The 22,742-nt window shown below is 44.4% G+C and carries 21 protein-coding genes and 4 tRNA genes; 11 read left to right on the plus strand and 14 right to left on the minus strand.

What is annotated here, in order from left to right:
* Window positions 1–34: 34 nt before the first annotated feature.
* A complete protein-coding gene (pdhR, locus tag VME0621_RS20765; protein WP_006074432.1) occupies window positions 35–802 on the minus strand; it encodes a pyruvate dehydrogenase complex transcriptional repressor PdhR in 768 nt (255 codons plus the stop codon).
* Between the two features lie 385 nt (window positions 803–1,187).
* The gene (gene ampD, locus VME0621_RS20770; RefSeq protein WP_006074431.1) at window positions 1,188–1,772 is read right to left on the minus strand and encodes a 1,6-anhydro-N-acetylmuramyl-L-alanine amidase AmpD; all 585 of its coding nucleotides are present in this window, start codon (window positions 1,770–1,772) and stop codon (window positions 1,188–1,190) included.
* A gap of 135 nt (window positions 1,773–1,907) precedes the next feature.
* On the opposite strand from ampD, the gene nadC reads away from it, so the two are divergent.
* From nadC to yacG, 8 genes are all read left to right on the plus strand, one after another.
* Window positions 1,908–2,798 (plus strand): carboxylating nicotinate-nucleotide diphosphorylase, encoded by an 891-nt coding sequence (gene nadC / locus VME0621_RS20775; RefSeq protein WP_006074430.1) that lies wholly within the window; start codon window positions 1,908–1,910, stop codon window positions 2,796–2,798.
* A 241-nt stretch (window positions 2,799–3,039) separates the two neighbouring features.
* Window positions 3,040–3,519, plus strand: a complete 480-nt coding sequence (locus tag VME0621_RS20780; protein WP_062459964.1) for a pilin — start codon at window positions 3,040–3,042, stop codon at window positions 3,517–3,519.
* Window positions 3,519–5,210: a type IV-A pilus assembly ATPase PilB gene (gene pilB, locus VME0621_RS20785; RefSeq protein WP_062459996.1), complete on the plus strand. Its 1,692-nt coding sequence runs from the start codon at window positions 3,519–3,521 to the stop codon at window positions 5,208–5,210. The genes VME0621_RS20780 and pilB overlap by 1 nt, the downstream gene beginning before the upstream one ends.
* A gap of 10 nt (window positions 5,211–5,220) precedes the next feature.
* Complete coding sequence (locus VME0621_RS20790; protein ID WP_062459966.1) at window positions 5,221–6,447, plus strand: type II secretion system F family protein; 1,227 nt, start codon at window positions 5,221–5,223, stop codon at window positions 6,445–6,447.
* Between the two features lie 42 nt (window positions 6,448–6,489).
* The gene (locus VME0621_RS20795; RefSeq protein ID WP_062459968.1) at window positions 6,490–7,359 is read left to right on the plus strand and encodes a prepilin peptidase; all 870 of its coding nucleotides are present in this window, start codon (window positions 6,490–6,492) and stop codon (window positions 7,357–7,359) included.
* 2 nt (window positions 7,360–7,361) lie between these two features.
* A complete protein-coding gene (gene coaE, locus VME0621_RS20800) occupies window positions 7,362–7,970 on the plus strand; it encodes a dephospho-CoA kinase (protein ID WP_062459970.1) in 609 nt (202 codons plus the stop codon).
* A gap of 31 nt (window positions 7,971–8,001) precedes the next feature.
* Entirely contained in the window at window positions 8,002–8,742 is a 741-nt protein-coding gene (gene zapD, locus VME0621_RS20805; protein WP_006074420.1) for a cell division protein ZapD, read from the plus strand.
* Between the two features lie 21 nt (window positions 8,743–8,763).
* Complete coding sequence (gene yacG, locus VME0621_RS20810; protein WP_006074419.1) at window positions 8,764–8,958, plus strand: DNA gyrase inhibitor YacG; 195 nt, start codon at window positions 8,764–8,766, stop codon at window positions 8,956–8,958.
* Between the two features lie 197 nt (window positions 8,959–9,155).
* Here the strand turns inward: yacG and rplS are convergent, their stop codons facing one another.
* From rplS to ffh, 5 genes are all read right to left on the minus strand, one after another.
* The gene (rplS, locus tag VME0621_RS20815; protein ID WP_006074418.1) at window positions 9,156–9,509 is read right to left on the minus strand and encodes a 50S ribosomal protein L19; all 354 of its coding nucleotides are present in this window, start codon (window positions 9,507–9,509) and stop codon (window positions 9,156–9,158) included.
* A 42-nt stretch (window positions 9,510–9,551) separates the two neighbouring features.
* The gene (trmD, locus tag VME0621_RS20820) at window positions 9,552–10,301 is read right to left on the minus strand and encodes a tRNA (guanosine(37)-N1)-methyltransferase TrmD (protein WP_038224311.1); all 750 of its coding nucleotides are present in this window, start codon (window positions 10,299–10,301) and stop codon (window positions 9,552–9,554) included.
* A gap of 34 nt (window positions 10,302–10,335) precedes the next feature.
* Complete coding sequence (gene rimM / locus VME0621_RS20825) at window positions 10,336–10,893, minus strand: ribosome maturation factor RimM (RefSeq protein ID WP_031494889.1); 558 nt, start codon at window positions 10,891–10,893, stop codon at window positions 10,336–10,338.
* A gap of 20 nt (window positions 10,894–10,913) precedes the next feature.
* Window positions 10,914–11,162 (minus strand): 30S ribosomal protein S16, encoded by a 249-nt coding sequence (gene rpsP / locus VME0621_RS20830; protein ID WP_031494887.1) that lies wholly within the window; start codon window positions 11,160–11,162, stop codon window positions 10,914–10,916.
* A 221-nt stretch (window positions 11,163–11,383) separates the two neighbouring features.
* On the minus strand, window positions 11,384–12,763 hold the full coding sequence (ffh, locus tag VME0621_RS20835; RefSeq protein WP_006075530.1) for a signal recognition particle protein: 1,380 nt from the start codon (window positions 12,761–12,763) through the stop codon (window positions 11,384–11,386).
* A 172-nt stretch (window positions 12,764–12,935) separates the two neighbouring features.
* Between ffh and VME0621_RS20840 the strand changes: the two genes are divergently transcribed.
* Both VME0621_RS20840 and VME0621_RS20845 read left to right on the plus strand, forming a co-directional pair.
* The gene (locus VME0621_RS20840; RefSeq protein WP_038224308.1) at window positions 12,936–13,730 is read left to right on the plus strand and encodes a cytochrome C assembly family protein; all 795 of its coding nucleotides are present in this window, start codon (window positions 12,936–12,938) and stop codon (window positions 13,728–13,730) included.
* A gap of 104 nt (window positions 13,731–13,834) precedes the next feature.
* A complete protein-coding gene (locus tag VME0621_RS20845; RefSeq protein ID WP_006075528.1) occupies window positions 13,835–15,103 on the plus strand; it encodes an HlyC/CorC family transporter in 1,269 nt (422 codons plus the stop codon).
* Between the two features lie 64 nt (window positions 15,104–15,167).
* Here the strand turns inward: VME0621_RS20845 and metH are convergent, their stop codons facing one another.
* Window positions 15,168–18,845 carry a methionine synthase gene (gene metH / locus VME0621_RS20850; RefSeq protein ID WP_006075527.1) on the minus strand — a complete coding sequence of 1,226 codons (3,678 nt, stop codon included), beginning with the start codon at window positions 18,843–18,845 and terminating at the stop codon, window positions 15,168–15,170.
* Between the two features lie 300 nt (window positions 18,846–19,145).
* On the opposite strand from metH, the gene VME0621_RS20855 reads away from it, so the two are divergent.
* Complete coding sequence (locus VME0621_RS20855) at window positions 19,146–20,468, plus strand: cation:proton antiporter (RefSeq protein ID WP_062459972.1); 1,323 nt, start codon at window positions 19,146–19,148, stop codon at window positions 20,466–20,468.
* A 259-nt stretch (window positions 20,469–20,727) separates the two neighbouring features.
* Here VME0621_RS20855 and VME0621_RS20860 read toward each other — a convergent pair.
* The 6 genes from VME0621_RS20860 to VME0621_RS20885 form a co-directional block, all read right to left on the minus strand.
* Window positions 20,728–20,803 (minus strand) — tRNA-Asn (locus VME0621_RS20860).
* 55 nt (window positions 20,804–20,858) lie between these two features.
* Window positions 20,859–20,934: transfer RNA gene (locus VME0621_RS20865), tRNA-Phe, on the minus strand.
* Between the two features lie 7 nt (window positions 20,935–20,941).
* Window positions 20,942–21,017, minus strand: a tRNA-Thr gene (locus VME0621_RS20870).
* 58 nt (window positions 21,018–21,075) lie between these two features.
* Window positions 21,076–21,151, minus strand: a tRNA-Phe gene (locus VME0621_RS20875).
* Window positions 21,152–21,276: 125 nt separating this feature from the next.
* The gene (gene mltC, locus VME0621_RS20880; RefSeq protein ID WP_038224375.1) at window positions 21,277–22,410 is read right to left on the minus strand and encodes a membrane-bound lytic murein transglycosylase MltC; all 1,134 of its coding nucleotides are present in this window, start codon (window positions 22,408–22,410) and stop codon (window positions 21,277–21,279) included.
* 54 nt (window positions 22,411–22,464) lie between these two features.
* Complete coding sequence (locus VME0621_RS20885) at window positions 22,465–22,737, minus strand: oxidative damage protection protein (protein ID WP_038224304.1); 273 nt, start codon at window positions 22,735–22,737, stop codon at window positions 22,465–22,467.
* Between the last annotated feature and the right edge of the window lie 5 nt (window positions 22,738–22,742).

The raw sequence follows: 22,742 nt of genomic DNA on the forward strand, positions 1-22,742 counted from the left end.
TGGATCTACTTAATAAAAGTAAGCGTTTCTAGTTTTAAGAATCACTATCTTGTTGAATTCGTCTTAAAGAGCGCTCACGTCGAGACTCCTCTCTAGTCAAATCCAACAATGTTTCTTCGATATAAGCTAAGTGTGAATGAGACATTTCACGTGCCTTTTCAGGCTTTCCAGAAACAATCGCTTCCACGATATTAGCTCGGTGTTTACTGACTTTCTCCACCACTTCACTTCGGCGGTGCAATAACTTTAAATTCTGTAAAACATTTTGCTCTAGCAGTGGTGCTAGGCTTCGCACGATATGAAGCAAAACAACATTGTGTGCAGCTTCAGTTAACGCAACAAGAAAAGCCATGACCGCAGCAGCTTCTGCTTCGATGTCATCGGTTTCTTGTACTTTACGAATGGTGCCTAAGCAATTTTCAATTTGAGCAAAATCTTCATCGGTACCACGCAATGCTGCGAAATAAGCAGAAATCCCTTCCATAGCATGACGTGCTTCGAGCAAGTCAAGCTGCGTTTCATTATGGGAAGATAGAAGGTCTAGCAACGGATCCGAGAAACTTTTCCAAATATTTTCGCTCACAAACGTACCTCCACCTTGGCGGCGGGTAAGTAGTTTCTTCGCTTCTAAGCGCTGAATCGCTTCTCGAATAGAAGGTCGAGAAACATCAAACTGTTTAGCCAGCTCTCGTTCAGGTGGAAGCTGTTGACCTGCTGAAAGTGTCCCTTCAACAATCAAGCGTTCCAATTCCTGTTCAATCACATCAGAAAGTTTCGGCTGACGAATCCTTTGATAAGCCATATTTATTATTCTACTTTTCTTTCGAAGTTAATTGGTATTACCAATTTCAAATTGGCGTAAAAATTAACACATTTAAAACACCGATGTCTAGTGAAAAATTGATTCAAATCATAGAACCGGCCTTGCATTAACCATTCTGAAACATTTATAGATTAAAACATCAACACTCATGGTCAGACCAATTACATACAAGAAACTTATCGGGCAAATTTCGTGCTATAAAAACACTTATAAATCAACAACAAAGGAATCGTTTTGTCGGACAAGGAAACTTGACCAATATCAATAAAGAAAGGAATAACCCAAGGCCGGGTTATTAATAATTTGAATAACAAAATAAATCTGCAGCAAAACCCAACCGCTCAGTAATTGAACAATGGCTTTTTTATGACAATGATTTTCTAAATCGAGCCCAGTCAAAAACAAGACCGGGATCACTCTTTCTCAGCGGGGCAATATATTGATGCCCAGTGATACGTGGTTGAGTAATTAATGGATACGATTGAATCAAGGCACTACTTAGGCGCTGCAGACTGAGGTACTGTTCATCGGTGTAAGCCACATAGTCCGACCCTTCAAGCTCAATACCGATCGAGTAATCATTGCACTTCTCTCGGCCAGCAAAACTCGATACTCCTGCGTGCCAGGCTCGAGCAAGAAATGGCACAAACTGGACCACTTCTCCATCACGTCGGATCAAACAGTGCGCAGATACTCGCATGTTCTCAATCACTTTGAAGAAAGGGTGAATTGACGAGTCGAGCTTGCCTAGGAAAAAGTCTTCGATGTAAGAGCCACCAAACTGGCCTGGCGGTAAGCTGATGTTATGAATAACCAGTAGTGATATATCACTAGTGTCTGTTCGGACATCATAGTGAGGAGATGGGACAATTCGCGCATGACAATACCACCCTTGAGCATCAATAAGCTCCAAGCTTTGTTTACCTTCATTTGTATTGCTACTGCGCATACATCTAGACTCCATCTACCTCTATGTCGTTATGATTTTATCCGACAACAAAGAAAATGCGAGAATTGATGCTGAAATTCCGCACAAGCAAGAGTATCATGCGCACTTTGTTACCCCACAAAGACAGTTTTAGCGATGAAGAACACACATAACAGTCAAGAACGCCTCGAATATCTTAAGCAGCAACTACCAGCAGAAATCTCTCGTGCCGTGGCAGATACACTACGCGAAGACCTCGGTGGTACACTAGATGCCACAGCTGATATCACTGCAAGTTTAATTCCGGCTGAGACTCAGAATGTTGCAACGATTATTACTCGTGAGCACGGTGTGTTCTGTGGCCAAATGTGGGCTGATGAAGTCTTTAAGCAACTTGGTGGTGAAGTCGTCATTGAATGGCATGTCCAAGATGGTGATAAGGTGGAACCGAATCAAGTGCTTTGCACACTAACAGGCCCTGCGAGAGTCTTGCTTACCGGCGAACGTAACGCTATGAACTTCATCCAAACTCTGTCTGGCTGCGCCAGCGTGGTTGCGCAGTACGCTGAGAAAATTGCGCATACCGAGTGCCGACTGTTAGATACACGTAAAACCATTCCTGGCCTGCGCAGTGCGTTGAAGTATGCTGTCGCTTGTGGTGGTGGCTTTAATCACCGCATTGGCGTATTTGACGCTTACTTAATTAAAGAAAACCACATCATTGCCTGTGGTGGTATCACTAAAGCTATTGAAACTGCGAAACAGCTTAATCCAGGCAAACCAGTTGAGGTCGAAACGGAATCTCTAGAAGAGCTGCAACAAGCCATCGATGCAGGAGCGGATATCATTATGCTCGATAACTTCAGCACCGACATGATGCGCAAGGCGGTTGAGATTAACGCTGGCCGTGCTGCTTTAGAAAACTCAGGAAATGTCACTATGGACACCATCGCTGAGTTTGCGGAAACTGGCGTTGATTATATTTCTGTGGGTGCTTTGACCAAGCACTTGAAAGCAATGGACTTGTCGATGAGATTTAAAGACTAGTCTATTTATCAATAAGAGAATCTTACTAAAGCGAAGCCTATTTGAGCTTCGCTTTTTTATTTCCAGAATTACGCTATCCAGAGTTCTAAACCCGAAATAGCCACTTGCTCCGCAACACCAATCTCATTTTTTGCAAGTCTGCTTTTAATTATCCACGCCTCCTCGTAAGCGCTTATCTAGTCGCTTCAACGTCAGCGGTGATGCCTTTACTGTTCAAGCTTTATGTCTCTGAGGAATCACTATGCACCAAGGAATTAACCAAAAAGGGTTTACCTTAATCGAACTGATGATTGTGGTTGCCGTTATCGGTGTACTTGCCGCTGTCGCTCTACCGCAATATCAAAAATACATTGGAAAAAGTGAGGCAGCCTCTGCTTTAGCGACCTTATCGGGGCTTCGCACCAATATCGAAGCGTACACTCTTGAGCAAGGAAGCTTTCCTGATACCGAAACTACACCAGCCTTAAAAACCCGATTAGGTTTCCCCAACGCAATTATTGAAGCCATTGAAGCCGAGGCTGGAGTCAGCAGTGCAGGCAATATCATTTTGTCATTTGATCAAGTCCCCAACGCAGGTCCTTCGGTTAGTAATTATAAATTGGCATTAGCACGAAATGCTCAAGGCGGATGGGCATGTATTAGTACTGCCACGGAAGAATCCGGAGTATTACCAAAGGGCTGTCAATATTCCGAAAGCGTCTCAGTAACGGTACCTGAATGATCCCATCCACTCTCCCATCTATTTTAAGACAGGCTAACGCCATCAATGAAACGCAAGAAACTGCGTTATATGACCTGTCCATGTTATCTGGTTGCTCCGTTCCAGAAGGAGCAACTGAGCTCAACCTTTGTCAGGCTCAAGAGCTTGTTGCTGTTCTAGCCGACGTTTTTGGACTCCCAATAGTATCGATAAAGGACAACGACTATGCGAGTTTGTGCCAACAACTCGGTTTACGGGACGTCATAACTCAATACCAAGCCTTACCTATTTCACTGCGCGACAACGTTCTAACCGTTGCAGTCAGCGATCCCACCCCCTCGCAGTTAGAAAGTGATTTTAAGTTTGCCTCAGGATTACAAATCGAACTGAGCTTGGCTAACCATCAAGACATAAACGCCGCAATACGCAAAATTTATGGAGAGGGTCAAGAGCAATGGAACCAACAGACTAAGGAACTCACCTCTCACGAACTGGCAAACTTAGTACAAGTGAATGAGAGTGAACTTGAGCATTACGATGAGCTAATGCTGGATGACTCGCCTGTCAGCCGTTTCATTCACCAAATCCTATTAGAAGCTGTCAGCAAGAAAGCGTCCGATATTCATTTTGAGCCATACGAACACCAGTATCGAATTCGACTTCGCTGTGATGGTATTCTTATTGAGGCACATCAGCCATCGATACAATTAAGCCGCAGACTATCCGCTCGCCTTAAGATTCTCGCTAAACTAGATATTGCTGAACGCCGTCTTCCTCAAGATGGTCGAATCAAACTCAAACTATCACCACACTCCGCCACGGATATCCGGGTATCAACCCTGCCAACTATGTGGGGAGAAAAGGTAGTTTTGAGAATTCTCGACCTAAACTCTGCCCATTTGGATATCGGCCAATTAGGGTATAACGACACTCAACAAGGCCTATACTTGCAAGCGTTGCACAAGCCCCAAGGAATGGTGTTAATGACCGGGCCTACCGGAAGTGGCAAAACCGTCTCCCTCTATGCGGGACTCAAACGTCTTAATACCCCAGAGCGAAATATCTCTACTGCCGAAGACCCGATTGAAATACATCTAGATGGGATAAACCAAGTTCAAGTTAACCCTAAGATAGGCTTTGGTTTTTCTACAGCCTTACGCACTTTTTTACGCCAAGATCCGGATGTGGTTATGGTGGGAGAAATACGAGATCTCGACACAGCGGAGATTGCGGTTAAGGCGGCTCAAACAGGGCATCTAGTTCTGTCAACTTTGCACACTAATTCCGCACTTGAGACCATCACACGGCTACAAAATATGGGAATAGAGAGCTTCAACCTCGTGTCTTCACTTTCGCTAATTATCGCGCAGCGGCTCGCTCGCCGTTTGTGCTCTTTATGTAAGCGCCCAGATCACCTCCCTAAAGATCTGCTCCGCAGTCTCGATATATCCTCCAGCCAAAAGATTTACAGAGCCAATGATGTTGGTTGTAGCAAATGTAATAGAGGTTATTCGGGTCGTATCGGTATTTACGAAGTGCTGGTTTTTTCCAACGAGTTAAGCGCTGCCGTTCTTCAGAAAGCCAGTATTCAAGATCTTGAAGTCATCGCTGTGTCACAAGGAATGATGACACTTAAACAAGCGGGGCTTGAAAAACTCACACTTGGACTGACAAGCTACCAAGAACTACAGCGTGTCCTTTATTTCGAATGAGAATGCCCCTATGCCTAACCCGCTTCCTATGCCATTAAGAAAGTTCCGCTGGAGAGGTGTTGATCGATCTGGCGCAAAAGCCAAGGGGCAAATCCTTGCTTTAACCGAAATGGAGGTCAGAAATCAATTAGGTCGGCAGCAAATCCATATCAGAAAAATTTCTCGCCATCGCATTTCGTTTTGGACCAGATTAACCCACAAGATTTCACGCAAAGACATCACTCTATTCACTAGGCAATTGGCTACTTTGCTGACGACAAGAGTTCCTCTTGTTCAAGCCCTTAAGCTTATCTCTGAAAGCCACTCCAAAGCCGAAATGAAATCGGTCCTTAATCAGGTCGCTAGCCGAGTGGAGAGTGGCGTCCCTATCGCTCAAGCGCTACAAGCACTAAGTACACATTTTGACCGCTTCTATATCGATATGATTGCGACGGGCGAATCGTCCGGAAACATTGCGGTGACGTTAGATAGGTTAGCAACATATCGTGAAAAACATGATGCTCTGCAGTCTAAGGTCGTTAAAGCCATGATATATCCAAGTATGGTGCTGATAGTTTCTTGTGCCGTAACCTATTTGATGCTCACGAGTGTGATTCCTGAATTTGAATCGATGTTTAAAGGGTTCAATGCCAATTTACCTTGGTTCACATCCGAGGTGCTGGAGCTATCAAACTGGAGCCAATCATACGGACTGGTTAGCGTTGCTTCTCTAGGTTTATTGATTGCTAGCATTAAGTTTATTAGCCTTAAAAATGCTACTGCCGAATTATATATAAGTAAATTAGCCATCAAACTGCCCGTTGTTGGCGACATCATTACCAAAGCAACCATTGCCAAATTTAGCCGAACATTAGCGACCAGTTTTAGTTCTGGAATACCGATACTCACAGGCATACAAGCGAGCGCAAGAACAACAGAGAACGCTTACTTTCAACAAGCTATTTTTTCTATACACACTCATGTCGTAGCGGGCGTACCTGTTCATTTAGCAATGCGAAACAGTCTCGCTTTCCCTGAGATGGTGCTGCAAATGGTCATGATAGGTGAAGAAACTGGCAAGTTAGATGAAATGCTCAATAAGATCGCTAGCATCTATGAGGCGGATGTCGATAACATCGTAAACAACTTAGGAACAATCATCGAACCTTTGGTTATTGTCTTCCTTGGCACAATAATTGGCGGGTTAGTGATTGCAATGTACTTACCTATCTTTAACTTAATGTCGGTAATAGGCTAACATAGGCAATAACTCACTGATTTTACGGTTTCATACTCAAGAATGGACGCATTTTCTTATTATCCTTGGCTCTTCCCTGCTTTTGCGGCTCTCTTCGGCTTGATCGTTGGCAGTTTTTTGAATGTCGTCATTTATCGATTACCGATAATGATGGAGCGTGGTTGGCGCGAAGAATGTGCCGAAGCCTTTCCTGAGTACAAAATTGCCCCTCCAGAAGATAAATTTAACCTTAGCGTGCCGCGCTCGGCATGCCCTAAATGCCATACACCGATTCGAATTATCGATAATATTCCTGTACTCAGCTGGTTGTTACTTAAGGGCAAGTGTCATCATTGCAGTCATAAAATCAGTGCTCGTTACCCACTTATTGAGCTCCTGACGGCAGCCATGTGTGCAACCGTAGCGTGGCAACTTGGGTATAGTGAATATAGCTTAGCGTTAATCGTCTTTACCTTCGTGCTTATCGGTGCCACTTTTATTGACTTCGATACCATGCTGTTGCCAGACCAGCTTACCTTACCTCTGATGTGGTTAGGCATTGCACTAGCATTATTAGGCATCTCTCCAATTTCGTTGACGGATTCTGTAATTGGTGCCATGGCTGGCTACCTCTGCTTATGGTCCATTTTCTGGCTGTTTAAACTACTAACAGGTAAAGAGGGTATGGGCTACGGTGACTTTAAGTTGCTGGCAGCTCTCGGAGCATGGTTAGGCTGGCAACACTTGCCTCTGATCGTCTTAATGTCATCCGTTGTCGGGGTTTTATTTGGTCTCGTTCAATTGCGAATGCAAAAGAAAGGGATTGATGTTGCATTTCCTTTCGGCCCTTATCTCGCTATTGCCGGTTGGATTAGCGCATTGTGGGGCGAGCAGCTTATTCAATACTACCTCAAGTCGTATATAGGGATGTAACCATGGGATTTGTTATTGGGCTTACCGGCGGTATTGCCAGCGGAAAAACCACCGTTGCCAACCTTTTTCACGATAACTTCGCCATTGATGTGGTCGATGCAGACCTTGTTGCTCGAGAAGTTGTAGAAGTAGGTTCGGCAGGTCTTGACGCTTTAACGCAACACTTTGGTGTTGCGATCCTCCAAGCAGATGGTTCTCTTAATCGCAGCGCACTTCGGGAGCGTATTTTTGCTAATGAGGACGAAAAACTTTGGGTAAATAACTTACTGCACCCGATGATCAGAGGGCGCATGCAATCACAACTGGATGCATCCACCAGCCCTTATACCCTATTCGTAGTTCCACTTCTCATCGAGAATGGGCTGCAAACTATGGCTGACCGTGTTTTAGTTGTAGATGTCTGTGAAGAAACACAAATTTACCGAACAATGACACGTGATGGGGTGCCTGAGTCACAAGTGCGTTCTATACTCAAATCACAAGTAGACCGAGAAACTCGTTTATTGCATGCTGACGATGTGATTGATAATAATACTGATAACGCTCAACTTTTGTCCCAAGTCACAGAATTACACCAAAAGTACCTAGCATTATGCGAACAAAATCGGTGAAAATAGCAGGGAAGCGTTTAAAGGCTAGCAGATGATCACAAATAGATTCGAACACCCTCTTAATGAAAAAACAAGAATGTACCTAAGAGTTGAATCTCTATTGAGACAGCTTCAGCACTCCTCGTCTTTTTCAGATAATTATCAGTATCAAATTTTCTTCAAATCACTGTTTGATTTACTGGAGATCTTTGAACAAATCCAGCTCAAAAGCGAACTTGCTAAAGATCTTGAGAAACAACGCCAAACTTATCGTGCATGGCTTAATGTCGATGACGTCGATCAGGAAATGCTAGGCTCGATCTTAAGGGATCTAGATGGTGTACATAAAGACTTGATGATGGCCGAACGATTCGGTCAATCCCTGAAAGAAGATCGCTTCCTCAGCGCAATCCGCCAACGATTTGGACTGCCGGGTGGTTCATGCTGTTTCGATCTTCCGTCATTGCATTACTGGTTACATCTGCCGATTGAAAAACGTATGCATGATGCTGAAGCTTGGTTAGCGTCAGTCAAACCACTTATGAATGCCCTTCAGTTATGGCTGAAGCTTACTCGTGAGACTGGTCGCTTTAAGAAACAAATTGCCCGCTCTGGGTTTTATCAAAGTGACGCTGAAGAAGCCAATATCCTTCGTCTAACCATTCCGATGGATTATGGTGTCTACCCAATGATTTCAGGGCACAAAAACCGCTTTGCAGTGAAGTTTATTGCCTTTGAATCAGGTCAAGCCTACCCTAATGATATTGAATTTGAATTAGCTGTTTGCAGCTGAAAGTAACACTCAGGAATCACTATGAGTAAACCAACCGTTGTTCCATGCCCTCAATGTAAAGCTGAAGTTGTATGGAACGAAGACAGCCCTTTTCGCCCGTTTTGCTCAAAGCAGTGCCAAATGATTGATTTTGGTGAGTGGGCCGACGAAGAGAACACCATTCCTGGCGCACCAGATATGTCTGACAGCGATGGCTGGTCAGAAGATAATTACTAACCCGGTCCAGCAGTTACCGTCCCGTATATCTCGTCATCCCTGCGTAGGCAGGGATCTTATCAAAGAGTATTGACCGAGCTTATAGCTAACAGCTCTAACCGGACACATAAGTAAAAGTGCTAATGTGTTAACTTCAAACATAAAAAAGCGGAGCCCTTGGGCTCCGCTTAATACTTGAGAACGCTAGTAAAATAGCATTACTTCTTAGCAAGTTTCTCTTTGATACGAGCAGACTTACCAGAACGCTCACGTAGGTAGTACAGCTTGGCACGACGTACTGCACCACGGCGTTTAACTTCGATGCTATCAACCATTGGAGAGTGAGTTTGGAACGTACGCTCAACACCTTCGCCGTTCGAGATCTTACGAACAGTGAAAGCAGAGTGAAGACCACGGTTACGGATAGCGATTACAACGCCTTCGTAAGCCTGTAGACGCTCACGGTCACCTTCTTTTACTTTAACCTGAACTACAACAGTGTCACCTGGTGCAAATTTAGGTAGGCCTGATTTCATTTGCTCTTCTTCAAGAGCCTTGATGATGTTACTCATGTTCTTAAATTCCTAGAATAAACTGATACTAAATTAAATAGGTTACTTGCTATTAACTCGATGCTCTTTTATGAACTCGGCAAGTAATTGTTCCTGTTCGTCAGTCAGAGCTAGGTTTTCCAGGAGCTCCGGTCTTCTTAGCCAAGTACGGCCTAACGACTGCTTAAGTCGCCAGCGACGAATGTCCTTATGGTTACCAGACTTGAGGACACTTGGTACCTCTAAATCGTCTAGAACTTCAGGGCGCGTATAGTGTGGACAATCTAGTAAGCCATTTGCAAAAGAATCTTCTTCTGCTGAAGCAAAATCGCCTAGTACTCCCGGAACAAACCGTGAGACTGAGTCGATTAGCGTCATGGCTGGGATTTCCCCACCTGTCATCACAAAATCTCCGATTGACCATTCTTCGTCAACCTCTGTTTGGATGATGCGCTCATCTACCCCTTCGTAGCGTCCACAAATCAACACAAGGTTGTCGTTTTTCGCTAGTTCTTCTACCCCAATCTGGTCGAGCTTACGACCTTGAGGAGAAAGGTAAATAACTTTCGTCTTACCCGGTGATGCCTGTTTGGCTGCGTGAATGGCATCGCGCAATGGCTGAACCATCATCAACATGCCAGGACCACCACCGTAGGGTCTATCATCGACAGTGCGATGTTTGTCGTGAGTGAAATCACGAGGATTCCATGTCTCAATCGACAGTAGACCTTTTTTAACCGCTTGACCTGTTACTCCATAATCAGTAACGCTGCGGAACATGTCTGGAAAAAGGCTAATTACGCCAACCCACATCTGTTCTCTCGCTCTTTCAGTTACCAATTAAGGATTAGAATCCAGGATCCCAGTCAACTTCGATCCGTTGAGCTTCGCGATCAACTTTCTTGATCACTTGCTCTTCAAGGTACGGTATCAACCGTTCCTTTTGCCCAAAAGCATCTTTCAGATTTGCTTTCACAACCAGAACATCGTTCGAACCCGTTTCCAACATGTCGGTTACTTCACCTAGGTCGTAACCTTTTGTGGTCACTACTTTCATGCCGAACAATTCGCGCCAGTAGAACTCATCTTCTGACAGTTCAGGAAGCACAGCTGGATCAATTGCAATTTCAAAGTTAGTTAGTAGGTGAGCTTCTTCACGAACCTCAAGACCTTCAAGTTTACACACCATACCTTTGTTATGGCGCTTCCAACTTTCAACTTTCAATTCGACCCATTCGCCCTTTTGACTAATGTACCAAGGACTGTAATCGAAAATACTTTCAGGATTGTCTGTGTAGGTAAACACTTTAAGCCATCCACGAATGCCATAAGTAGAACCAAATTTACCTACAACAATTCTTTCGGGAGTATTGCTCATAGTTTCTTTACCTTTCATCGACGACATACTGCTAACTAAACTAATAATTAAGCCGCTTTTTGAGCGTCTTTAACTAGCTTAGCAACACGGTCAGAAACTGTTGCGCCTTGACCAACCCAGTGGTTAACGCGCTCTAGGTCTAGACGTAGACCTTCTTCTTGACCAGTAGCAGTTGGGTTAAAGAAACCCACTTTCTCGATGAAACGGCCAGTCGCTGCATTGCGGCTGTCCGCTACTACGATTTGATAGAATGGACGCTTCTTAGCGCCGTGACGTGCCAAACGAATGGTTACCATATCGTCCTCTTTGCTTTCTCAATAATAAAAATGACCTCAGAAGTGTTTCTCTAATGAGCAACCTGAGGTCTCGTGCCAAAATAAAGCCCCGGAATTTTACTCTTATTCCGAGGCATTGCAAGGGGTTTAGCTATTTTTTCACCAGTTTTTGGCTGGCATTTCTCGTGTGACGCAGATAACAGTTTGAAACTTAAGGGACTGAAACCTGAGCCAATCCACGGCTAGCGACCAAATGGATTGAAGCCGCCGCCGCCCATGCCACCCATCATGCCTTGCATGTTGCGCATCATTCCGCGCATGCCGCCTTTCTGCATCTTCTTCATCATTTTTTGCATCTGAGTGAATTGCTTCAAGAGACGGTTAACATCTTGCACTTGAGTACCAGAACCTGCAGCGATACGCTTTTTACGAGAACCTTTAATTAATTCAGGACGTTGACGCTCTTTCATTGTCATTGAGTTGATGATCGCTTCCATCTGCTTAAACATCTTGTCGTCAACTTTGTCTTTAACGTTATCAGGTAAGTTAGACATGCCTGGTAGCTTGTCCATCATTCCCATCATACCGCCCATATTTTGCATCTGACCAAGTTGCTCACGGAAATCTTCTAGGTCGAAACCTTTCTTCTCCTTGAACTTCTTCGCCATCTTTTCTGCTTTATCGGTATCAACATTACGTTGTAAATCTTCGATAAGAGAAAGAACGTCACCCATGCCTAAGATACGTGATGCAACACGATCTGGGTGGAAAGGTTCTAGTGCGTCAGTCTTTTCACCCACACCCAAGAACTTAACTGGTTTACCCGTAATATGACGAACAGAAAGCGCCGCACCACCACGAGCATCACCGTCGACTTTAGTTAAGATGACACCCGTTAACGGCAGCGCATCACCAAAAGCTTTTGCTGTGTTCGCGGCATCCTGACCTGTCATCGCATCGACAACAAACAGCGTTTCGACTGGGTTGATTGCTGAATGGAGATCTTTAATCTCATCCATCATCTCATGGTCAACCGCTAAACGACCCGCGGTATCGACAATCAATACGTCATAAAACTTTTTCTTCGCATGATCGATAGCTGCATTGGCTATATCAATTGGCTTTTGATCTGCTGATGAAGGGAAGAAATCAACGCCAATATCGGTAGCAAGTGTTTCTAGCTGTTTGATCGCCGCTGGACGATAAACGTCGGCAGACACCACAAGAACTTTCTTCTTGTCACGCTCATGCAGCAGTTTAGAGAGTTTACCAACACTGGTCGTTTTACCCGCACCTTGCAGACCTGCCATTAAGATGACCGCAGGCGGCTGTGCAGCTAGATCCAGTGCTTCGTTGGATTCACCCATAACCGACTCAAGCTCAGCTTGAACGATTTTGATGAACTCTTGGCCTGGAGTTAAGGATTTAGAAACTTCAACACCAACGGCACGCTCTTTTACGCCTTTGATGAAATCTCGAACTACTGGCAGAGCAACGTCGGCTTCTAGAAGCGCCATGCGAACTTCGCGCAGAGTATCTTTAATATTGTCGTCGGTCAGACGACCTTTGCCGCTGATATTCTTCAGCGTTTTGGATAGACGATCCGTTAAATTCTCAAACATTTCTTTCTCTTCGCTGTAAATTGCGATCAATTGTAGTGAGTATACCTTAGCCAGCAGTGAGAGTCATACCTAACAAGATCAAATACGAGTCAATACTTTTTACTTCTGCGATGGCTCATTGAGTCGATGCAGGGTATAATTCCAGCTCTAAGCAATCGATTTTTTAGGAAAAATGGACAGTTTAATCGCAATTGCGGCCGCTATTCTTTATGTGCTGGCCATCGTTACAATTATCCCAGGCTTGGTTCACCAGGTCGGGATCCGTACAAAAACTGTTCTCGTCAGTGCGGTTTTAGCACTAGCTTTTCATGCGTGGCTACTCAGTGATCTCATCTTAAGTGGCAGTGGACAAAACCTCAGCATCTTGAATGTCGCTTCATTAATTGGCTTCATTATTTCGCTATTTATGAGCATTGCCATGCTTAAAACGCGAATTTGGTTCTTATTGCCTGTGGTTTACGGCTTTGCCGCCATTAACCTCTCTGCCGCCGCTTTTGTTCCAACTGCGTTTATTACTCACTTGGAGCACAATCCAAAACTGCTAATTCATATTTCGTTAGCACTTTTTTCCTATTCTACGCTCTCCATTGGTGCGCTTTACGCAATTCAATTAGCTTGGCTTGACCATAAGCTTAAGAATAAGAAAGCACTGACCATTAATCCTAATCTTCCACCTTTAATGATGGTTGAAAGACAGCTTTTCAAGATCATTTTGATTGGCACTGGTCTGCTTACCGCAACGCTTCTTACTGGTTTTGTGTTTGTTCAAGATATGTTTGCTCAAGGAAAAGCTCACAAAGGTGTGCTTTCGTTCTTGGCTTGGATTATCTACTCAGTATTGCTTTGGGGACATTACCGCAAAGGATGGCGAGGCAAAAAAGTGACTTGGTTTGCTGTTGCAGGCGCAACCTTGCTGACTCTGGCATACTTCGGTAGCCGATTCGTTAGGGAAATCATACTAAGCTAAATGGCTTGATATGCTCTACTTAGCACACTACGAATGTCGCGTTGACAACACAGTATAAATGGTTCATTAATTAACCAGCTATTAACTAAAGGAATTTTGAAGTTTTGGACGACATTTCGACCGGTATTTTGTTTGCAATCCTTGCAGGTCTAATTGTAATTTCCGGCTACTTTTCCGGCTCAGAGACAGGGATGATGTCTCTGAACCGCTATCGACTTAAACATCTTTCTAAGACTGGCCACAAAGGCGCGAAACGCGTCGAGCGCTTACTCAATCGCCCAGATCGGTTGATTGGGTTAATTCTCATCGGTAACAACCTCGTTAATATTCTCGCCTCAGCCATAGCCACCGTCATCGGTTTACGCCTTTATGGTGATATTGGTGTCGCCATTGCCACAGGTGCACTAACTCTGATTATTTTGGTCTTTGCCGAAGTCACACCGAAAACGCTCGCCGCCCTGTATCCAGAACGCGTCTCTTTTATGAGCAGTATCTTGCTGACCATTCTGATGAAGGTTCTGTCTCCTCTGGTTGTTTTAGTTAACTTTATTACTAACGGCTTTATTCGCTTATTGGGTATTCGCGTTAATCACAATGATGAAGATCATTTAAGCTCGGAGGAGCTGAGAACAGTAGTTAATGAAGCAGGCTCGCTGATCCCACGACGTCACCAAGATATGCTGATTTCTATTCTCGATCTTGAACACGTGACCGTAAATGACATTATGATCCCTCGTAACGAGATTACTGGTATCAATATTAATGATGATTGGAAATCAATCGTTCGTCAGTTAACCCACTCACCTCATGGTCGTGTGGTGCTGTATCGTGATCAGATTGATGAAGTAGTTGGGATGCTGCGTCTGCGTGAATCTTATCGTTTAATGTTGGAGAAAAACGAGTTCACCAAAGAAACCCTGCTCCGAAGTGCTGATGAGGTTTACTTCATTCCTGAGGGAACACCACTCAACGTGCAAATGCTGAAGTTCCAACGTAATAAAGAACGTATCGGACTGATCGTTGATGAGTACGGTGATATTAATGGCCTAGTCACCCTTGAAGACATTCTCGAGGAAATCGTTGGTGAGTTCACAACTTCAATGGCGCCAACACTCTCTGATGAAATTACGCCGCAAGGGGACGGCAGCTTCTTGATCGAAGGAAGTGCCAACATTCGAGACATTAATAAAGGCCTAAAATGGAACCTACCAACAGATGGCCCTAGAACATTGAATGGTTTAATGTTGGAGTATTTGGAAGATATTCCTGAAAGCCACCTTAGTGTTCAGGTTGCGGAGCATCAAATGGAAATTGTTGAACTGGAAGAGAACCGTATCAAGATGGTCAAAGTTTTTCCAAAGAACAAAAAATAACCAGCCTGTATTAAAAGAAACGGCACCAAAAGGTGCCGTTTTCTCTACTTCCAAATGGAACAACCTAGTTGATATTAGGCCCTAACCACTTCTCAGCTTCCGTTTGATCCCAACCTTTACGATCAGCATAGCTGTCTACCTGATCTTGTTGAATCTGTGCAATTGCAAAGTATCGAGAATCAGGGTGTGAGAAATACCATCCGGACACAGAAGCACCTGGCCACATCGCATAGCTAGAAGTCAGTGACATACCGATAGTTTGCTCAACCTCGAGTAACTCCCACAACGCACCTTTTTCCGTATGCTCTGGACAGGCTGGGTAACCAGGGGCTGGTCGGATACCTTGGTACTTTTCACGAATCAGGTCGTCATTAGACAGGGCTTCATCTGCTGAGTAACCCCAGATCTCTTTACGAACTTTCTCATGCATGTATTCTGCAAACGCTTCTGCCAAACGATCAGCAACCGCTTGGATCATGATCGCATTGTAATCGTCACCTTGGGCTTTGTACTCGTCAGCCAGCTCACGTTCACCAATACCACCAGTTACAGCAAACGCACCAATCCAATCTTGCTTACCGCTTTCTTTTGGTGCCACATAATCAGAGAGACAGTAGTTGAACCCTTTAGGCTTTTCAGTTTGCTGACGCAAGTTATGCAGTACTTTGCGAACTTGGGTGCGAGTTTCATCAGTGTATACTTCAATATCATCTCCGACAGATGCCGCAGGGAATAAGGCACACATGCCACTTGCTTTTAGCAAGCCTTCACGTTCAACTCGGTCTAACAATTCATTGGCATCGTGGAACAATCGCTTCGCTTCTTCACCTACCTCTTCATGCTCTAGTATCGCAGGATACTTGCCCACCAGCGACCAAGTCATAAAGAACGGGGTCCAATCGATATAATTTCTTAGTGTTGCGACCTCAAAGTTCTCGAATACATGCACGCCCGACTTCGCTGGAATCGGTGGCGTGTAGTTTTGCCAATCGATAGCCACCTTATTTGCTCTGGCTTCTTCAAGCGTCACCGGTTTAGTTCTTGGCTTTTTACGGTTGTGCTGATCGCGCACGCGTTCATAATCGATATCAAGCTTTTCAATGAAGGCTGGTTTAAGCTCTTCAGATAACAGTGAAGTACAAACACCAACCGCACGAGATGCGTTATTCACGTAAACAACAGGTTCACTGTAGTTCTGTTCGATCTTCACTGCCGTGTGCGCTTTGGATGTAGTAGCACCGCCTATCAACAGAGGCAATGTGAAGCCTTGACGCTCCATCTCTTTTGCTACATGAACCATCTCATCAAGAGATGGAGTAATCAGTCCGGACAGACCGATAATATCCACATTCTCTTCTTTGGCGACTTTAAGAATCGTTTCGCACGGCACCATAACGCCAAGATCAATGATTTCGTAGTTGTTACATTGCAATACAACACCAACGATGTTCTTACCAATGTCGTGAACATCGCCTTTCACTGTCGCAAGTAAGATCTTACCATTTGAAGAACCTGCTTGTTTCTCTGCATTAATAAACGGTTCTAGATGGGCAACCGCCTGTTTCATAACACGAGCGGATTTTACAACCTGAGGTAAGAACATTTTGCCTTCACCAAACAGGTCACCCACCACGTTCATGCCATCCATTAATGGCCCTTCAATGACTTCCAGAGGTTTAGACGCATTAACACGCGCCTCTTCGGTATCTTCAACAATAAACTCAGTGATACCTTTTACCAAAGCATGCTCTAAACGCTTTGAGACCGGCCAAGTGCGCCATTCAAGTGCACTGGCATCCTCCTCTTTGCCCACTCCCTTATTGGCATACTCAGCGGCAATATCAAGCAGTCTTTCGGTGCCATCGTCACGGCGGTTAAGTACGACATCTTCAACCGCTTCACGCAATTTCTCAGGCACATTGTCGTAAATCTCAAGCTGACCAGCATTTACGATACCCATGTCCATACCATTTTTAAAACAGTGATAAAGGAACACGGCATGAATGGCTTCGCGGACATAGTTGTTACCGCGGAAAGAGAACGAGACATTAGACACACCACCAGAAATCATGGCATGTGGAAGGTCACGTTTAATATCGGCAACGGCTTCAATGAAATCCACAGCGTAGTTGTTGTGCTCTTCTATACCTGTCGCCACTGCGAAAATGTTAGGGTCAAAAATGATATCTTCAGGAGGGAAACCAACCTCATCGACCAGAATATTGTAGGCGTTGGTACAAATTTCTAGCTTACGTTCACGAGTCTCTGCTTGGCCAATTTCATCAAACGCCATCACGATAACCGCAGCACCATAGCGCCTGATTAACTTCGCTTGCTCAACAAATTTCTCTTTGCCTTCCTTCATGGAAATCGAGTTAACTATGCCTTTACCTTGAATACACTTCAGGCCAGCTTCAATCACTTCCCATTTTGATGAGTCAACCATGATTGGTACTTTAGAGATTTCAGGCTCAGAAGCACACAGGTTTAAGAAACGAACCATGCACGCCTCGGCATCAAGCATGCCTTCATCCATATTGATATCGATGATCTGCGCGCCATTTTCAACTTGCTGACGAGCAACCTCCAACGCTTCGTCATATTGCTCTTCTTTAATTAGGCGCTTAAATCGTGCAGAGCCAGTTACGTTAGTACGTTCACCAACGTTAATAAATAAAGAGTCTTTCTCAATCGTCAGTGGCTCTAACCCTGATAGTCGACAAGCTACAGGTAGCTCTGGTAGAGGACGAGGAGTGACGCCTTCAACGGCATTCGCCATTTGACGAATATGCTCCGGTGTCGTACCACAACAGCCACCAACGAGGTTTAGGAAGCCACTGCGCGCCCACTCACCAATGTGTTCTGCCATATCTTCTGGAGACAAGTCATATTCACCAAAGGCATTAGGTAATCCGGCATTAGGGTGAGCAGAAACAAAGCTCTCGCCAATACGCGACATTTCTTCAACATATTGTCTAAGCTCATCAGGGCCTAAAGCACAGTTTAAGCCAAAGGAAAGCGGTCTTACGTGACGTAACGCGTTATAGAAAGCTTCTGTTGTTTGACCTGAAAGAGTTCGTCCGGATGCATCGGTAATTGTGCCCGAAATCATCACTGGCAGTTCATAACCAAGCTCTTCGAATACAGATTCGACGGCAAAAGCGCACGCCTTCGCATTGAGTGTATCGAAGATAGTTTCGATAAGGATGAGGTCTGACCCACCTTTGATCAGTGCATGTGTTGATTCTGAGTACGCTTCTACCAATTCATCAAACGTGACATTACGATATCCAGGATCATTCACATCGGGAGATATTGAACAGGTTCTGTTGGTTGGGCCAAGTACACCAGCGACATAGCGAGGTCGGTCTGGCGTTTTAGTCGTCCACTCATCTGCGGCTTCACGAGCCAGCTTTGCCGCTTGGTAGTTAATTTCCTCGCTGAGCGATTCCATATCATAGTCGGCCATTGCTATCGTGGTAGCGTTAAAGGTATTGGTCTCTAAGATGTCCGCGCCGGCTTCCAGATAAGCACTATGGATCTCTTTAATAAGTGCTGGCTGAGTCAATACTAAAAGGTCATTGTTACCTTTTAGATCACTCGGCCAATCAGCAAAGCGCTCACCTCTGTAATCTTCTTCCTCAAGCTTATAACCCTGAATCATGGTGCCCATACCACCATCAATCAGTAGAATTCGTTGCCTTAGCTGACTCTCTATTTGTTGTCTTACGTTACTTCCCACGATACTGCCTCATTCCTTGCTTATGCCGTCATCGTATCATAGATTTTTTAGAAATCTAGACGTCTAAAAATCTTTCTAGTTTTATTATCTTCCACGTTATCTAACTAAAAGGACTGACACAAGCGCTTCTATATTCTATCCACTGACTACAATTTCATTTCGGTTATGAGAAAAATCCGCAAGTTACCTCATTAAGCTCTAATCTATAAACAAGAGGAATGAATTCAAAAATAGTGATTGATATTCCTGCAAGAGAAGCACAAAATCCCATTAACATTTTTTTACAAACTAGGTGGAGTGATGTCCGTTTATCAGACTTTATGTTTTTTGTCGGCAGCGGCAATGTTAATTGCCTTTGTAAACAGCAAGATAGGAAAAATGCAGACTACGATAGCCATCACAGCTGGTGCAATGATGCTGTCGCTGCTCATCTTGATTGCTGGCCAAAACGATTGGTTTCAACTTACTGAGATTGCCACAGAGACCGTAGCTGATATTGATTTTGAAGACTTCCTTCTACAAGGGATCCTTGGTTTCTTACTCTTTGCAGGTGGTTTGGGTATTAAACTGCCTCACTTAAAAGATCAGAAATGGGAAATCACCGTTCTCGCACTCGGTGCCACACTATTCTCGACCTTCTTCATAGGTTTTGTGCTGTATGGATTTTGTAATGTCATTGGCATTCAGTTTGATCTCATCTACTGCTTGCTGTTTGGTGCTCTTATCTCTCCAACGGACCCTATCGCAGTATTGGCAATCGTCAAAAAGCTCAAAGCGCCTGAACGCGTTTCAACACAGGTTGAAGGTGAGTCACTATTTAACGATGGTTTCGGTCTGGTTATCTTCGTCACTCTCTTTACGATCGCTTTTGGCAGTGAGACACCAACTGTCGGCAGCGTGACTATGTTGTTCTTACAAGAAGCTCTAGGCGGTATCTTATATGGCTTTGTTTTAGGCTTAGTATTCCACTACCTAATTAGCTCGACCGACGACCACTCTATGGAACTACTACTTACCATAGGTATCCCAACAGCCGGCTATGCTTTTGCAGAAGTGCTTCATGTTTCAGGCCCATTGTCGATGGTGGTGTCAGGCATTATGATCGGTAACTGGACTCGTTATATCGGCTTTTCAAAAGAAACAGAAGACCACCTAGACCACTTCTGGGAGCTTGTTGATGAGTTTTTAAATGGCGTACTGTTCTTACTTATTGGTATGTCGATGCTGCTGTTCCAATTCCATCAAGAAGACTGGATTTTGATGGCCTTCTCTATTCCTCTGGTTCTTGGTGCACGCTATTTAAGTGTCGCACTGGCCTATGTAGGCTTTAAACGCTATCGCACTTATAACCCTTGGTCAGTTCGAATTTTAACGTGGGGAGGCCTACGCGGCGGTCTTGCTTTAGCAATGGCACTCTCTATTCCATCAGGAATTTGGGTTATCGAAGACAAACTTATCGACGTTAAAGAGATAATTCTTGTAATGACCTACTCTGTGGTGGTTTTCTCTATTCTTATCCAAGGCTCCACCATTACGCCTATGATTGAAAAAGCGAAGCTTGCAGAGAAGGAAATGGCGGCAAAGAAAGCGGCTCAAGAGCAAACCAGCGCCCATCAAGAATAGTGAGTCTTTAATATCTACCAATAGCCTCACCTTATCGGTGGGGCTTTTTTATGAAGATAGTAGTGAAGCAGTAATACTAAAACACATCAAAAGCAAAATAGGCCGTATCTTACGATACGGCCTATTTATAAGTGGCTCCACTGACCATGCATTCGTAGTTACATACAACGGGGCTGCTTAGGTCAGCGACATCAAGCTTGCAAAACTTAGGAGCGTAAATGCAAAAAGACCGCATCTTTCGATGCGGTCTTTTTTAAAGTGGCTCCCCCTGCGGGACTCGAACCTGCGACATACGGATTAACAGTCCGCCGTTCTACCAACTGAACTAAGGGGGAATTATTTGTGTAAGCACTGGTCGTTAAGACCATTATTTGCTTAAGCACCAAATAATGGTGCCTCGAGGCGGAATCGAACCACCGACACGAGGATTTTCAATCCTCTGCTCTACCGACTGAGCTATCGAGGCAAATAAATGGTGCCGACTACCGGAATCGAACTGGTGACCTACTGATTACAAGTCAGTTGCTCTACCTACTGAGCTAAGTCGGCGACACTTTATTTTGCGTTGCTCGTGCTAATTTATATCAACACCAACAATATCAAATTGTGGTGCCCGGAGGCGGAATCGAACCACCGACACGAGGATTTTCAATCCTCTGCTCTACCGACTGAGCTATCCGGGCAACGGAGCGCTATTAAACGGATTTTCCGGTCTCCCGTCAACGCTTTTTTGAAAAAAACTTCAAAAAAGCGTTCAAGCGCTGCATTTTTCATCGAATCGTATTCGTTTTGCGCAGATCGGGACGAATTAGCCTTTTCCAGCATTAAAATCTTTTTTGAATTTAGTTACTTTCTCCAAATAACGTCGCGCTTCAGCATTCGGGTGTTTTTTAGTCAACGCCCAATAAACTTGATTCGGTTGCAACGAATTGAGGTCGTTCATCGCTCGCTTTCTGTCACTATGGAATGTTTTCAGCACCCCTCCCGTCCCGCCGTTATATGCGGAAATCATACTGTACTCCAACGACAGTGGATGCCTAACATCTTTCAAGTAGCGATTTTTTAGAATGTAGAAGTACGCCGTCCCAGTATCAATATTCTGTTCAGGGTTGAACAAATACTCTGGCGTCGGCTCTCCCGGTTTGTTTTTGACAAGATTAAACACATCTCGACCCGCAGTCTTTGGCACCACCTGCATCAAACCATAGGCATTAGCCCAACTAACCGCATAAGGGTTAAAGCTACTTTCTGTTTTTATAATCGCGTAGATAAGATCTTCTGGGATGTCATAGCGCTTAGAAGCCCGGCGTACGATATCTGCATACTGGTAACTACGCTGTTTAAAGTGATCCGCTACCATAGGGATCTCAACGTAGTATGCCTTCTTGAAATCTACGTTTTTGGTCTTTAACTTATTCGCAATGAGATAATCGGCAAAACGGTTAGCACGCCATGTCCATTGGATTGGTTTTTTCTCTTGGTCGACAACCTGGTTATAAAGGAATGGCTGACCTTCTAACTTAATGGCCTTAGACGAGAACAAGTCAACGCTTGATGGATCATCAGGCGTCAAAAGCGTTGTCACGATAGCGGCCTTAAGGTGCTTCTCCGGCTCGGTTGGAGACACGGTTTCAATCGTGATAAGACCTTTACTAAAGTTAACTTCGGCGCGGCTCAAGTAGTTATCAATGTATTTCACATAATTACTTTTACCAGCAACCTTAACTTCGCGACTACCCCAGCGCTTCTGGATATTACCGTTAAAGCTGTTGATCAGCGCGTCCAACGCCTTTGTGTCTTTTACATATTGGCCTGGGAGTTCGGCTAAGTTCTTAGCAAAGCGGTTGGTTGGCTCGTAGTTAACATCATATATCTTCTCGATAAATTCGCGACTACAGCCCACCAGCAATAGGGGAACCAGAAAGTAGATTAACTTCTTCATAGACAACATTAAAAACACCACCCAAAAGGTGGTGTTTGATTTATTCCTTGTAGATTACTCTGACGGCGGCGTGTAGCCGTCGATGACGACATCCTTTCCTTCAAATAAGAAGTTCACCATTTCAGTTTCAATCAACTTACGATGCTCGGGATCCATCATGTTGAGCTTCTTCTCATTGATCAGCATGGTCTGCTTAGACTGCCATAAAGCCCATGCTTCTTTCGAAATGTTATCGAAGATACGTTTACCCAATTCACCTGGGTACAATTGGAAGTCGAGACCTTCAGCATCTTTCTGTAGGTGAGCACAAAAAACCATACGGCTCATATTGT

The sequence above is a fragment of the Vibrio mediterranei genome (genome assembly GCF_900088415.1).
Classification (GTDB): Bacteria; Pseudomonadota; Gammaproteobacteria; order Enterobacterales; family Vibrionaceae; genus Vibrio; species Vibrio mediterranei.